Origin of the sequence: Nocardia sp. NPDC050412 (genome assembly GCF_044458825.1) — a bacterium.
GTDB lineage: Bacteria > Actinomycetota > Actinomycetes > Mycobacteriales > Mycobacteriaceae > Nocardia.
Window position 1 is genome coordinate 145,864 of sequence record NZ_JBITIJ010000013.1, and the last position, 13,836, is coordinate 159,699.

At 66.4% G+C, this 13,836-nt stretch carries 14 protein-coding genes; 5 read left to right on the forward strand and 9 right to left on the reverse strand.

Translation table 11 applies throughout. The features are described 5' to 3' along the window. Positions 1-160: 160 nt before the first annotated feature. Positions 161-742, forward strand: coding sequence for a PPA1309 family protein (locus tag ACIBI6_RS31495; RefSeq protein WP_396958723.1), 582 nt, complete (start codon positions 161-163; stop codon positions 740-742). Here the strand turns inward: ACIBI6_RS31495 and ACIBI6_RS31500 are convergent, their stop codons facing one another. Next, the gene (locus tag ACIBI6_RS31500) at positions 743-1,768 is read right to left on the reverse strand and encodes a PDZ domain-containing protein (RefSeq protein WP_396958724.1); all 1,026 of its coding nucleotides are present in this window, start codon (positions 1,766-1,768) and stop codon (positions 743-745) included. A 127-nt stretch (positions 1,769-1,895) separates the two neighbouring features. Here ACIBI6_RS31500 and ACIBI6_RS31505 point away from each other — a divergent pair, with 127 nt between their 5' ends. The 3 genes from ACIBI6_RS31505 (at position 1,896) to ACIBI6_RS31515 (ending at position 5,685) form a co-directional block, all read left to right on the forward strand. After that, the gene (locus ACIBI6_RS31505) at positions 1,896-3,305 is read left to right on the forward strand and encodes a zinc-dependent metalloprotease (RefSeq protein ID WP_396958725.1); all 1,410 of its coding nucleotides are present in this window, start codon (positions 1,896-1,898) and stop codon (positions 3,303-3,305) included. A gap of 88 nt (positions 3,306-3,393) precedes the next feature. Continuing rightward, positions 3,394-4,257 carry a hypothetical protein gene (locus tag ACIBI6_RS31510; protein WP_396958726.1) on the forward strand — a complete coding sequence of 288 codons (864 nt, stop codon included), beginning with the start codon at positions 3,394-3,396 and terminating at the stop codon, positions 4,255-4,257. Between the two features lie 75 nt (positions 4,258-4,332). Continuing rightward, the gene (locus ACIBI6_RS31515) at positions 4,333-5,685 is read left to right on the forward strand and encodes an ABC1 kinase family protein (RefSeq protein ID WP_396958727.1); all 1,353 of its coding nucleotides are present in this window, start codon (positions 4,333-4,335) and stop codon (positions 5,683-5,685) included. Between the two features lie 140 nt (positions 5,686-5,825). On the opposite strand, the gene ACIBI6_RS31520 is transcribed toward ACIBI6_RS31515, so the two are convergent. The 5 genes from ACIBI6_RS31520 to ACIBI6_RS31540 form a co-directional block, all read right to left on the reverse strand. Then, entirely contained in the window at positions 5,826-6,146 is a 321-nt protein-coding gene (locus ACIBI6_RS31520; RefSeq protein ID WP_396958728.1) for a WhiB family transcriptional regulator, read from the reverse strand. A 595-nt stretch (positions 6,147-6,741) separates the two neighbouring features. Further along, on the reverse strand, positions 6,742-8,916 hold the full coding sequence (locus ACIBI6_RS31525) for an ATP-dependent DNA helicase UvrD2 (protein ID WP_364356771.1): 2,175 nt from the start codon (positions 8,914-8,916) through the stop codon (positions 6,742-6,744). An 83-nt stretch (positions 8,917-8,999) separates the two neighbouring features. Further along, complete coding sequence (locus ACIBI6_RS31530) at positions 9,000-9,458, reverse strand: MarR family winged helix-turn-helix transcriptional regulator (RefSeq protein ID WP_396958729.1); 459 nt, start codon at positions 9,456-9,458, stop codon at positions 9,000-9,002. Beyond that, complete coding sequence (locus ACIBI6_RS31535; RefSeq protein WP_364356777.1) at positions 9,451-9,897, reverse strand: EVE domain-containing protein; 447 nt, start codon at positions 9,895-9,897, stop codon at positions 9,451-9,453. Before ACIBI6_RS31535 ends, ACIBI6_RS31530 begins: the two co-directional genes overlap by 8 nt. After that, on the reverse strand, positions 9,894-10,316 hold the full coding sequence (locus ACIBI6_RS31540; RefSeq protein ID WP_364356780.1) for a hypothetical protein: 423 nt from the start codon (positions 10,314-10,316) through the stop codon (positions 9,894-9,896). Before ACIBI6_RS31540 ends, ACIBI6_RS31535 begins: the two co-directional genes overlap by 4 nt. A 117-nt stretch (positions 10,317-10,433) precedes the next feature. Between ACIBI6_RS31540 and ACIBI6_RS31545 the strand changes: the two genes are divergently transcribed. Then, positions 10,434-10,664, forward strand: coding sequence for a mycoredoxin (locus ACIBI6_RS31545; protein WP_364356912.1), 231 nt, complete (start codon positions 10,434-10,436; stop codon positions 10,662-10,664). A gap of 61 nt (positions 10,665-10,725) precedes the next feature. Here ACIBI6_RS31545 and nudC read toward each other — a convergent pair whose 3' ends face one another. From nudC to ACIBI6_RS31560, 3 genes are all read right to left on the reverse strand, one after another. After that, complete coding sequence (gene nudC / locus ACIBI6_RS31550; RefSeq protein ID WP_396958730.1) at positions 10,726-11,628, reverse strand: NAD(+) diphosphatase; 903 nt, start codon at positions 11,626-11,628, stop codon at positions 10,726-10,728. Between the two features lie 23 nt (positions 11,629-11,651). Beyond that, positions 11,652-12,707: a potassium channel family protein gene (locus ACIBI6_RS31555; protein ID WP_364356786.1), complete on the reverse strand. Its 1,056-nt coding sequence runs from the start codon at positions 12,705-12,707 to the stop codon at positions 11,652-11,654. A gap of 136 nt (positions 12,708-12,843) precedes the next feature. After that, positions 12,844-13,836: PD-(D/E)XK nuclease family protein (locus ACIBI6_RS31560; RefSeq protein ID WP_396958731.1), on the reverse strand; the 993-nt coding region annotated here is incomplete at its 5' end.

Consider the following 13,836-nt stretch of genomic DNA (forward strand, 5'->3'; position numbering starts at 1 on the left):
CTCGGCCGTGACACCGCAGTCCGATGTTGCAGGTGGTCCAAAGCGGACCGTTTCGGCCCACTCTACGGAATCTGAGAGGGTACAGACCGGTGGGTTGCGATTGGTCTGCGATTACGCACGCACCGAGCTATCGATTCCGAGTGTTTGATTGGATATCGATGTGACCGCAGACCTGCACGCCGAACTCGTCCTCGCCCGTTCCGTCCGTGAAGTGGCGGAATTCGTCGATGCCGAGGGCTGGGGCAGACCGCCGCAGATGTTCGCGCTGGTGCCGACCGTCGATCTGGTCGCGGCCGAGCCCGGATTGCTCGATCAGCTGGATCAGGGCAGCGAGCTCACTCCCATTGCGCAGGAGTCGTTCCCGGCGGACATCACCGGCGGATCGATGGCGCTCGACGAATTCCTCGCCACCACCAGCTGGCCCGATGCCGTGAGCGGCTGTGTGCTCGTCCAGGAGATCGTCGTGCTGCCGCCGGATGCCGAGAGCACTCTCGACGATGCGCTCACCCCGCTACTCGCCGATCACGAGGCCGCCGACGCCGCCGCGCGCGCCGCGGCCGAGACCCATCCGGGGCGACGCACGGCCCGGCTGTTCGCCGCGGTACTGCGCACCGGCGCGGAGCTGTGCCTGCTGCAGGTCAAGCCCGAGGACGATGCCGACGACTTCGGCGATCTCGACCTGCGCACCTATCCGAATCTGGCGCCCAACCTGGTCGAGGCACTGCACCACACGATGGAGTGATCAGCCGCAGGAGACGGTCTCCCGACCAGCGTTGATGTCGTTGAGTGATTGCACTGCGCCGCTGAGGTTTTCGACCTTCACCAGGCGCAGTCCGTCGGGCGTACGCTGTTTTGCCTCATTGCAGTTGGCCGCCGGGACCAGGAAGGTCTGCGCACCCGCATCGCGCGCGGCCATCATCTTGTACTGGATGCCGCCGATCGGACCGACCTTGCCGTCCTGATCAATGGTTCCGGTACCGGCGACGAACTTGCCACCGTCGAGTTCACCGGGCGTGAGCTTGTCGATCAGCGCGAGGCTGAACATGAGACCGGCCGACGGTCCACCGATATCGGCGAGGTTGAACGAGACCCGCATGGGCGGGCGCGCGCCCTCGGTCGGGGTCAGGCCGAGGTAGCCCTTGTTTGCGTCGTCGGGGCGGGCGGCCAGGGTGATGGTCGCGGTTTGTTCGGTGTTCTCCCGACGGTAGGTCACGGTGATCTGACTGCCCGGCGCCTGCGAGGACACCGCGGTGACGACATCCTTGGGCGTGGCGATCGGTGCGCCGTTGACGCTGACCAGTTCGTCGCCCGCCTTAAGCGTCTCTTTGGCCGGGCCGTCGTCGGAGACCTTTCGCACCAGCACCACCGTCGGCAGGTTCAGCAAGTGCAGCGCCGCCACCTCGGCATTGCCCTCGGAATCCTTGAAGTCCTCCTGGTTGGACTTATCGATCTCCTCGCGCGGCACACCGGGCGGATATACCTCGGCGCGCGGGACCAGTCCGTGCTCACCACTGACCCAGAATCCGAACGCCTCGAAGATATTGAGTCCGTCGCGGACCGAGACCGTTGTCATATTCAGATGACCGGTCACCGGGTCTACTTCGGCGCCGCGGACGTCGACAACCTGCTTGCCATCGACCGAGCCGAGGGTATTGAACGTGGGTCCCGGCCCGAGTGCGACGAAGGGCACAGTGAGCAGGCTGCCCACCACGCCGAGGACGAGCACCGGGATCAGGGCGGCCACCAGGGTCAGGATCCGACGATTCACCTGGACCACAGTAATGATCGCCGCCGCGCCCGGTCGTGCGAGGCGCGTATTTACCGGCGTACGCGTGCCGGAGATTTCGCGCCGCGCGAACATCGACCCCCTACACCGCGCGCGTAAGGTTTGCAGTATGAGTGACCTCCCCTTCGGATTCTCGAACCGCGATGACGACGACCGCAGGCGCGGCGACGAGCCGAGCGGTGCCGGGGCGAACGATCCGTTCGGCCTCGGCGGGGCGGGCGCGGGCGGTTTCGATCCGGCCCAGCTCGGCCAGATGCTCACGTCACTCGGCCAGATGCTCAGCGGGATGGGCCAGCCCAGTTCGGCGCAATCCGGCCCGGTCAACTACGACGTCGCCAAGCGGTTGGCCCGTCAGCAGCTCGGGGCGAGTATGACGCCGGTCTCCGATAGCACGGTCAAGGCCGTTGCCGATGCCGCGCATCTGGCCGAACTGTGGCTCGACGGCGCTACCACGCTGCCCGCGGGCGCCAGCAGAACCGCGGCCTGGACCGCCAACGACTGGATCGAGGAAACGCTGCCGACCTGGAAGCGGTTGTGCGATCCGGTGGCCGAACAGATCTCCGGCATGTGGACCGCGCAGTTGCCGGAGGAGGCACGCGAATTCGCCGGTCCGATGGTCGGCATGCTCGGGCAGATGGGCGGGCTCGCCTTCGGCTCGCAGCTCGGGCAGGCGCTCGGCCAACTCGCCAAGGAGGTGCTGACCTCCACCGATATCGGGCTGCCGCTCGGCCCGACCGGCACCGCCGCGCTGCTGCCAGCGGCAATCTCGGAGTTCAGCGCCGGACTCGAGCAGCCCGAAAGCGAGATCCTGGTCTTTCTCGCGGCCCGCGAAGCCGCCCACCAGCGCCTGTTCGGACATGTGCCGTGGCTGCGTCAGCAGGTGCTCGGCGCGGTCGAGGACTATGCGCGCGGCATCAAGATGGACTTCTCCGCACTGGAGTCGGCGGCCCAGAATATCGACCCGATGTCGCTGACCGATCCCTCGAAACTCGAGGAGATCCTGTCCCAGGGCACGTTCGAACCGCAGACCACCCCGGAACAGAAGCAGGCCCTGGAGCGGCTGGAAACGCTGCTCGCCCTGATCGAGGGCTGGGTGCAGGTCGTGGTCACCGAGGCGATCGGTGACCGTCTACCGGGTGCCGGTGCACTCGCCGAAACGCTGATCCGCCGCCGCGCCACCGGTGGTCCGGCCGAGCAGACCTTCGCGACGCTGGTCGGACTCGAGCTGCGGCCCCGCAAGCTGCGCGAGGCGGCGGCGCTGTGGCGGCGGCTCACCGCCGATGCGGGGATCGACGCCAGGGACGCCGTCTGGGCGCATCCGGATCTGCTGCCGAACTCCGATGATCTGGACTCCCCCGCGGGCTTCATCGATTCGGTGATCGGCGGCGGCGTGGACGCCTTCGACGATCCACTGACCCAGTTGGCCGAAACCGAGGCACGCGAAAAGGCCGAACGCGAGGCCGCCAAGGGTGACGGCGAATCCGGGCCGGACCTCGGCAAGGACACCGACGCGTCCTGAGAGGTGTCCTGTTGATAAACGCGAATTCCTGTGGACTACCGCAGGATTCGCGCTGATTCGTCGATAGCCCCATCCGCATACTGCTGCCATGACGACGAGGCGGATGGGCGGGCCGATGCTGGCGCCGCGGGTGACCGTGTTGGTTCGGTCGTCCGGGGTCGTGCAATTGGGGTGGGATCCAGAGCGTGCGCTGCTACTGGATCGGACCGCATTGGATACCGACACCGTGCTGGCATTCCTGCGGCTGCTGGACGGTATGCACAGTCGCCCGCAGGTCATCTGGCGGGCCGAGGAATGTGGGATCGAACCCGCGGACGCAACGGAGCTGCTGAATCGCATCGATGACGCGGGCCTGCTGCTGCATCCGGATCCGCGGTTGGGGCGGGTGCGTTCGGTGCGGGTGCACGGGCTCGGGCCGCTATCGGATGCGGTCGCGGCCGGGTTACGGCGGCTCGGGCTGCGGCCGATCCGCTCGCGCGGTTACCGCCCCGACGATTCGGTGCTGGATTGGCACGGTGAGCTCGTGGTGCTGGCCGATGCGCTCGTCATCGAACCGCGCCTGGCCAATGAGCTGGTGCTGCACGGGATTCCACATCTGCAGGTGCGCATTCGCGACGGCAAGGGCGTGGTCGGGCCGCTGGTGTTTCCCGGTCTGACGAGCTGCCTGCGCTGTCTCGATCTGACCCGCTGCGAGTACGACCCGGAGTGGCCGCAGTTGGCGAGCCAATTGCTCGGCCGGGTCGGGCACGCCTCACCGGCCGGAATCCTGGCGACGGCGGCATTGCTGCTCGGCGAACTCGAGGCGATCATGCTCTGTTCTCCCGAGCGTCAGCTCGACACGATGAACGCCACGATCGAACTCGAACTCGATACGCACCGGATCTCGCGCCGGGAATGGCCGCAGCACGACGGCTGCGGATGCCGCCGTATTTTCGCTGCTCCCGCCGGATGAGAGTGTCAATTCTTACAGGCCGCCAAGCAAAGACATCAAGATTGTCGTGGCGATCGCACGGGTCTGTCCGCCATGATGGGTTACGTGTCTGAGATCGTGCGCCGTCGCTCGTCCCGCAATGCCAAGTTAGCCAAGATTCCGCTGGGTATCGCCGGACGAGCCGCCGTCGGGTTCGGTAAGAAGCTGGCCGGTGGCGATAAGGGGGAGATCAACGCCCAGTTGAACCAGAAGGCCGCCGAGCAGTTGTTCACCGTGCTCGGTGAGCTCAAGGGTGGCGCGATGAAGTTCGGTCAGGCGCTGAGCGTCATGGAGGCCGCGGTACCCGAGGAATTCGGCGAACACTACCGCGAGGCACTCACCAAACTGCAGGCCGCCGCGCCGCCGATGCCCGCCGAGACCGTACACCGGGTCCTGGACCAGCAGCTCGGCACCCAGTGGCGGCAGCGATTCAAATCCTTCGACGACACCCCGGCCGCATCGGCGAGCATCGGCCAGGTGCACAAGGCGGTGTGGTCGGACGGCCGGGCCGTCGCGGTGAAGGTGCAGTATCCGGGCGCCGACGAGGCGCTGCGCGCCGACCTCAAGACACTGTCGCGGATGACCGGTCTGATCGCCTCGGTGATCCCGGGCGCGGATGTGAAGCCACTGCTGGCCGAGATCACCGATCGCACCGAGGAGGAACTCGACTACCGCAACGAGGCCGCCAATCAGCGCGCCTTCGCCAAGGCCTTCGACGGACATCCGGAGATCGTGGTGCCGAAGGTGGTGGCCAGCGCGCCGAAGGTGATCGTGACCGAATGGCTGAACGGCATCCCGGTCTCACAGATCATCAAGCAGGGGGTCGAAGATCCGGAGGGCACGCGTGCGCTGCGCAACCGGGTCGCCGGACTGATGGGCAAATTCCACTTCTCCTCGCCGGAGACCGTCGGTCTGCTGCACGCCGATCCGCATCCCGGCAACTTCATGATGCTGCCCGACGGCAAACTGGCCGTCATCGATTTCGGCGCCTGCGCGCCCATGCCGGACGGGTTCCCGGAGGTCCTCGGCCGGATGCTGGCCCTCGAACTGGACGAACGCTTCGATGAATTGGTCGAGCTCATGTACGACAGCGGGTGGGTGATTCCGGGGCGGACCGTTACCGATAAGGAAATCGCCGACTACCTGCGGCCGTTCACCGACCCGATCCAGACCGATTCGTTCCACTTCACCCGCAAGTGGATGCAGCGGGTGGCAGGTAAGGCCTCCGAGATCGGCAGTCCGGATATGAAAACCGCGCGGGCACTGCAGTTGCCCGCGCAGTACGTGATGATCTTCCGTGTGCTCGGCGGTTCGGTCGGCATCCTGGCCCAGCTCGATGCGGAACTGCCGTTCATGCAACTGGTGCGGGCCTGGATGCCGGGCTTCCGCGAGGAGCGCTCCGCTAGCTGAAAACTCGAAAGAGATTGGCCGAGAACGCAAACGAGCCGCCCACCGGATCTTACGGTGAGCGGCTTGTTTGCTTTCTCGTTCCTGGGCCCTGCCCGTAACCGGATAGGCCTCAGCGACCGGAGGGAGGGGAATCACAGATCTCATGCCGAGATCGCGACCTTGCGTGGACGTCCACGCGGGCGCTTGCGGGCGATCACGACACCCTGGTCGAAGATCTCACCGCCCCAGACACCCCACGGCTCGCCCCGATCCATGGCTGCGGTCAGGCAGCCCTTTCGGATCGGGCAAGACGCACACAGCGCCTTGGCCTGCTCCAACTGGACCGGGCTCTCGGCGAACCAGAGATCGGGGTCTCCGGCTCGACAAGGCAGGACCTTTGTGACCTCCCGGGGGCGGGTGGGCCGTGCCACGGTTCGGCATGTCACGTCAGTAGTGGCTTGTGGCCTCTCTGCGGTGAACACGTCGTTCTCCTTCAGCTCGTTTGCAGCGGTACGTTCGTTCGTTCCGCGAAACCGAGGCCGGTGGTGGCTGAAGGGCCGGTAAAAAATACTGGCCACGGTTTCGCTTCGGGCGATCCGTGGCCAGGAGGTCGGGGGGTGTTCCCTACCTAGTTCGACATCTCTGTCGAATCCTGATCACGGTCGCTGGGTGTGCGGTGCGGCGGAGGCGTGCTGCCCGCAGATCTGCCGGTGCATATCCGGCCTCAGCTGCGAAGACGCCAGCTTCTGCCGTAATGGCAGAGGCCGGGTGCCAGCCCGCGCTGGGCTTGTCCTGAATGACGACGCGACTCGGGGAATGCATGCTCATGGCTTTGCCTTGATCCCCGAATACGCCGACACCGGACAGACCGATCCCCTGCAAAGCAGCGAGGATCCCCCGGGAGGCCGACATGACGGGCGCAGCATTCACCGCAACGCCAGTGGCGCTGAAGTTCGTATTGCCATTCATCGGTCTGCCTCCCTCCTGTACTCGTGTCGGTAACTCTGCGCGCCGAGATGACCTCCCGGTGCGTGAATCCCACCATATGTGTTGCCGCTCATTGCGACAACCTATTTTCTACCTGCGGTTTTGTGGGCTTGACCGCAGCCGTGATGCCACTATCGACAACACCTCGGCCCCGTACTGCTCGAGCTTCTTCGCCCCGATTCCGGGTATGGCGGCGAGTGCGTTGTCATCGGCGGGCAGTTGCTCGGCGATCGCGGTGAGTGTCGTGTCGGTGAAGATCACGAACTCGCGCACCCGCAGATCCTGCGCTTTCTCCTCGCGCCACGCCTGTAGCGCCGCGAGTAGCTCGGCGTCCAGTTCGGCCGGGCAACGGCGGCAGCGGCCGAGCATAGTGGCGTAGGTGCCGATCAACGGTTTGGCACATACCCGACAGGTCGGGCGCGCACCATTCGAGGCACTGTCGGCAACAGGTGCGGCGATTCGCGAGGCCGGCGAGTCGTCGGGCACCAGGCCGTTGAGGAATCGCGAGCGCCGGCGCGTGCGCCTACTGCCCCCGCCGCGCGAGAGCGCCCAGGACAATTGCAGATACTCGCGTGCCCTGGTCACGCCCACGTAGAGCAGTCGCCGTTCCTCTTCGAGCGCCGCCTGATCGGCAACCGAGCCGTCGTCGCCGAGCACATGCGCGATCGGCAGCGTGCCGTCGGCGACGCCGACCAGGAATACCGCATCCCACTCCAAGCCCTTCGCCGCATGCAACGATGCGAGGGTTACGCCCTGGACGGTGGGCGGGTGCCTGGCCTCGGCGCGTGCTGCCAACTCGCGCAGCAAGCCGATCAGGTCGAGTGCGTCCTCGTGGTCGACCAACTCTTCGGTCAGGCGCACCAGCGCCATCAACGATTCCCAACGCTCACGCGCCTGGGCTCCCGCGGGTTCGGTTGCGGTAAGTCCGACGGGCGCGAGTGCGGCGCGCACCAAGGTAACCAAGGCCTTACCACTGCGGGACTGGTCGGGTAGATCCTCGCGAGCGGCTACCTGGCGCAGTGCGGATATGGCTTGCCTGACCTCATTTCGGGCGAAAAACCCCTCGCCACCGCGGACCTGGTAGGGAATGCCGAGTTCGGTCAGCGCCTGTTCATAGGCCTCGGACTGCGCGTTGATCCGATAGAGCACCGCGATCTCGGCAGGGGGCGTGCCCGCGGCGACCAGTTTCTTGATAGACCGCGCGACCGCATGAGCCTCGGCCGGACCGTCGTCGAATTCGGCGAATACCGGTTCCGGGCCGTCGTCGCGCTGGCCGACCAGTTGCAGCCGGGTGCCCGCGATGCGACCGCGCGCGGCGCCGATCACCCGGTTGGCCAGTGAGACCACCTGCGGCGTCGAGCGATAGTCGCGTTCCAGCCGGACCACCGTCGCCTCGGGAAAGCGGCGGGAGAAGTCGAGCAGATAACTCGGGGTAGCACCGGTGAAGGAGTAGATCGTCTGATTCGCGTCGCCGACCACGGTCAAATCGTCGCGGTCGCCGAGCCAGGCGTCGAGCACCCGCTGCTGCAATGGCGTGACGTCCTGATACTCGTCGACCACGAAACTGCGGTAGCGCCCGCGGAATTCGTCGGCCACCGACGCGTAGTCCTCCAGCGCGGCGGCGGTGTGCAGCAGCAGATCGTCGAAGTCGAGCAGTAGTCCGTCCGGTGTTGCCTTCAACTTCTCGTAGCCGCTGTAGGCGGCCGCGACCCGCATCGGGTCATACGGCGGCTCGCGGCGGTGTTTGGCCACGGCCGCCGGATAGTCTTCCGGTGCGATGAGAGTGGCCTTCGCCCATTCGATTTCGGTGAGCAGATCGCGCACGGCTTCGGTGTGCGAGGACAATCCGGCCTGATGCGCGGCCTGTGCCACGACCGGAAATTTGCGATCGAGCAACTGCCACGGCACATCGCCGACGATCTGCGGCCAGAAGTATTTGAGCTGGCGTAGCGCGGCCGCGTGAAAGGTGCGCGCCTGCACCTGATTGGCCTCGCCGCCGAGACCGAGCGCACGCAGACGGTTGCGCATCTCCCCCGCCGCGCGCGCGGTGAATGTCACCGCGAGCACCTGGTCGGCCTTGACGTGTCCGGCGGAAACCAGATGCGCGATGCGGTGGGTGATGGTTCTGGTTTTGCCGGTACCGGCACCGGCGAGCACACAGACCGGGCCCCGGGGCGCGCGGACGGCCGCGGCTTGTTCGGGGTCCAGCGAGTCCAACTCCGGGCGGGTGGGCTCGCTCGTACTGGTTGCCGACACGACACACATCATGGCAGTGCCCGCCGACAAGTGGTCGCGCAAGGGATCCGGTCCGGATCGGACTCCGCCGTTTCGCGGGCTCGGTCGCGCGGCTAGCGATCGCGTAGGCGACGCAGTGCACTGGCGAACGCGCTCGTATCGCCGTCGAGCGGGGCGAAGAATTCGTGGTCACAGTTCTCGACCGCGATTATCGCCCGATTCGCCAGTGCCACACCGGCTTCGGTGGGTACGAGGGCCTTGGCCCTGCGGTCGTGCGGATGGTCACGTCGCTCGAGCAGCCCCTTCTGCTCGAGTGCGCGCAACACCTGGGAGGTCATCATCGGGTCGGTGGCGGCGTGGGCGGCCAGATCGCGTTGCATGACCGGTTCGTCGCGTCCCGCGGCGAGGTAGGTCAGCGCGGCCAGTAGGACGAACTGCACGTGGGTGAGGTCGTAGGAAGCGAGGGCCGCGCGCTGAGCGGCCTGCCACCGGTTGGTCACCTGCCAGAGCAAGAGGCCGGGACTTTCGTCCGCGTCGGCGAATCGGCTGCGCAGGCCTCGGTCCTCACTCATCTGCCTCCTTGACCACTGGTTCGTCGATCATCGCCTGTGCGATCACGGCGAAATCGTGCGCGGTCAGTTCGACCAGTCCACGGCGCAGCACCATTCCCCAATTCGGCGCACTCGTGAGATCCAGTTCACCGCGCAGTTCGTCGATGGGAGCCTCGCGAGCATCGGTCCGATAGTGCACCGCGCGCCGCCACGGCTGGAAGCAGCCACCATCCTGCGGATCCGCCTGCCAGACCGGCCGGTCGTCGATGGTGCCGATAGCGGTGAAGGATCGGATCTGCGCACCGCTGCGCATACCCTCGCGCGGCGAGTAATAGAGGAACCCATCGCCGGGACGCATGCGTTCGAGCGGCGTCCGCTTGCCATGGTTGACCTGGGCGATGCCGAGTTCGACACCGCGGCGCACATGTTCCCGGGAGACCACCCCCAGCCAGTACTTCATACGAGCACCGCCTCCGCTGCGGCGACGAGCGCACGCAGATCGGGCTCCACCGATTCGGCGATGTCCGCGCCCATCACCTTGGTCCAGAACCAGCTCAGCGGTCCCTCGATCGAGACGGTCACCGTCACCGTTGTTCGCGCGGGGCCGGTGGCGACCTGGTGGTCGAAGATCAGGCGGGCGCCGATGAGCTTGGAGACATCGACGAACTCGCTCTCGGAAAGCCGCTCGACGATGAACGGCACCTTGGGACCGCCCTTCGGCTTCAAAGCGCCGGTGGCACCCTGCGCGAACGGCCCGTCCAGACGGACCCATTCGGTGTCGTTGTTCCATTCCGGCCAGGTGGCCATATCCGCCCACTTGGCGAAGAAGGCGGCGGGCGCCGCGGTCGACGTGGCCTGTGCGGTGGCGATCGTTGTCATGAATTTAGTATGCGCGCTTACTAAACCCTGTGCAAGCCCGGTTTCTGAGTCCGGTGGAACAGGATCAGGCCGTCAAATGTTGAACCGTCCGTGACTGACGTGACTCCCGCTCTGACGATGTACTCGACCACCTGGTGCGGCTACTGCCGACGGCTGAAGAAGCAGTTGGACGAGTCCGGCATCAGCTATGTCGAGATCGATATCGAAGACGATCCCGCATCGGCCGAATTCGTCGGCAGTGTGAACGGCGGCAACCATGTGGTGCCGACGGTGAAGTTCGCGGATGGGTCAACGGCGACGAATCCGTCGCTGGCCGCGGTCAAACAGGCATTGGCCGCGCTGGCCTGATCAGGCTGCGATCGTTCCGTGCGGACCGTGTAGCCCGCACGGAGCTTTCGTATGTCTTCGATCAGAGCGCGGCCCAGGACTCCACGATCGTGCGTGCGATGGAAATCGAGCCCGGCAGCAGTAACCGTGCGCCCTGGTTCTGGGCGGACCAGTCACCGACGGCCAGCGCCTCGCGCACCTCGGCCCGAGTGAACCAGTAGGCCTCGGCGATCTCGCCATCCGAAAAAATCAGCGGCTGATCGGGATCGGCGATGGCGGCGAAGCCAAGCATGAGCGAGCGCGGGAACGGCCACGGCTGACTGCCCAGGTAGGTGATATCGCGCACGTCGAGTCCGACTTCCTCGCGCATCTCGCGCTCGACGCATCGCTCCAACGACTCCCCTGCCTCCACGAATCCGGCGAGCAGCGAGAACAGCGTCTTCGGCCAGGTGTGCTGGCGGGCCAGCAGAACCCGCTCGCCGCCGTCGTGGATCAGGCAGATGACGGCCGGATCGATCCGAGGGAACTCCTCATGGCCGTTCTCGGTGACCCGCGACCAACCGCCCTTGGTCGCAGTGGATGCCGTGCCGTCGGCGGCATTGAATCCGGCCTTGTCATGCCAGTTCAGCAGGGCCATGGCAGAGGTGAGCAAGTCGGCGGTGAGATCGTCGAGACCGCCCGCCATGGCACGCAGATCGGTCAGCGTGCCCTGCAGTTCGGCATCACGCACGGCCCACACGTGTTTGCCGCCGTGGATGCCGAGGAACACCGCGGCCGGATTCGGCTCGGCAGACAGTTCGATCGCCGGTTCCAGTACCAGCGCACCGTCGTCGAAGCGGAACTGCCCGCGCTTGTTGATACGGAGCAACTCGGCCTCGGCCCAGCCCTCCTTCAGCGTCTGTTCGTCGGCCCGGATCTCCTCGGCCCGGTCGAGCACTGAACGCGAAAGCAGTGGAACACCATTGAGCTGAAATCCAGAGGCCACGGTCCGAGACTATCGCGCCGGTATTACCGGCCTGCGTGCCGGATGTAGAGCAGCTTGTCGGTCGCTTCCAGCGCGTCCACCTCGGCCTCGCCGACCCGGATCAACTCACCGCCGCGCACCACGCCGAGCACGATATCGCCGAGATGGCGCGGGGAGCCGCCGACCTCCGACGGTTCCACATCGCGTTCGGCGACCGCGAAGCCCTGTTCGGGGGTCAGCAGATCCTCGATCATCTCCACCACGGTCGGGGTGGTGGTGGCGATGCCGAGCAACCGGCCCGCGGTCTCGGAGGAGACGACCACCGAATCCGCACCGGACTGGCGCAGCAAGTGGGTGTTCTCGGCCTCCCGGATGGCGACCACGATCTTGGCGCTCCTATTGAGTTCGCGCGCCGTGAGACTCACCAGGACGGCGGTGTCGTCCCGGTTGGCGGCGACCACGACCGAGGCGGCCCGCTGCACACCGGCCAACCGGAGCACATCGGATTGGGTGGCCGAACCGTGCACCGTCACCAGACCCGCATTCGCCGCGCCCTCCAGCGCGACCGCATCGGTATCGACCACGACGATATCGGCGGGCTGTACGCCGTCGCCGAGCATGGCGTCGATCGCGGTGCGGCCCTTCGTCCCGTATCCGACGACCACGGTGTGATTACGCACGCTGCGCCTCCAACGCTGGATCTTGAATGCCTGCCGGGAGCGCTCGGTGAGCACGCCGATAGTGGTACCGACGAGCACGATGAGGAAGAGCACGCGTAGCGGCGTGATGATGACGATATTGGCCAGCCTGGCCTCGGCGGTCACCGGCGCGATATCGCCGTAACCAGTGGTCGACAGCGATACCGTCGCGTAGTAGAAGGCGTCGAGGAACGACAGCTCGTCACCGGAATTGTCGTGGTACCCAGCGCGACCGAAATACACCACCAGCGCCGCGGCGAACAGCAAGCCGATAGCGAAGAGCACCCGGCGCACCAGCGAAGCCCATGGGCTGTTCTGGATTTCGGGAATACGCAGCACCCCGACCAGCGCGAAATCCGGACGACTCGACAGTCCGACACTGCGTGCGCGATCACCGAACACCGCAGGCACCCGCCCCTGTACTCGCCACGGCCTCGGCCGTCTCCGGCGTTGCTTGTCCCTCCGGCACGCACGGCAGCCTACCGGGTCCCGGCAGCCACGCCTGACCCCGACGCGAACGGTTGGTGAATCTCTCCGATCATTCCGGGGGCGTCGGCGCCGCATTCCGGATCAGCTCGGCCAGTTCGTCCGGGCCGGGAAGTTCGGCGGGCGCGATGGTGCGTCCGGTGCGCACGTAATGGAATGCGGCGCCGATCCGTTGGAGCATTTCCGCTTCGGTGCCGTGGTCGCGCGCCGCCATAAGCCTGGCCCAGGCCAGTCGGTAGACGGCCAGCTGCATGGCGACCGCCGGCTCGTCGGCGGTTGCGGGTTCGGCACCGGTTTTCCAGTCGACCACGATCCAGCCGCCGCCGGGTTCGGCGAAGACCGCGTCCATCCGGCCCCGGATGACCGTGCCAGCGATCGAGGTTTCGAAGGGGATCTCCACTTCGAGCGGGCTGCGATGGGCCCATGGCGAGTTGAGGAAGGACTCCTGCATGGTGACCAGCTCGGTGTCCAGGCCCGCGTCGGCGGCAGTGTTGTCGGCCGCGCCGGGAAGTTCATCGAAGCCGAGCAGCCGGTCGGCGGCGAACCAGCGCTGCACCCAGGCGTGGAATGCGGTGCCGCGGCGGGCCAGTGGATTCGGCGGGAAGGGCAGTGGGCGGCGCAGGCGAGCGGCGAGTTGGGTTGGGTCGGCGCGCATTTCGACGAGGGCGGTTGCGGCGATCTGGCCGGGGAGTTCGACTTCCTGGGCGATGGCTTGGTCGGCTTCGAATTCGGCGAGGAGGGCGTCGACGTCGGCGGACCAGCCGTCGGGATCGGCGGGATCGGGCGCGTGGTCGGCGGAATGGTCGTGCGGCGGTGCGGGTTCGGAGGTCGGCGAGCCGAACTCGTCCGGGGGGGGCTCGAAGTTGTCGAACGGCGGCGCGAAGCCGTCTGACGGCGGCTCGAAGTCGTCGAAGGGCGGTGCAAAGCTGTCTGACGGCGGCTCGAAGTCGTCGAAGGGCGGTGCAAAGCTGTCTGACGGCGGCTCGAAGTCGTCGAAGGGCGGTGCAAAGCTGTCTGACGGCGGCTCGAAGTCGTCGAACGTCCG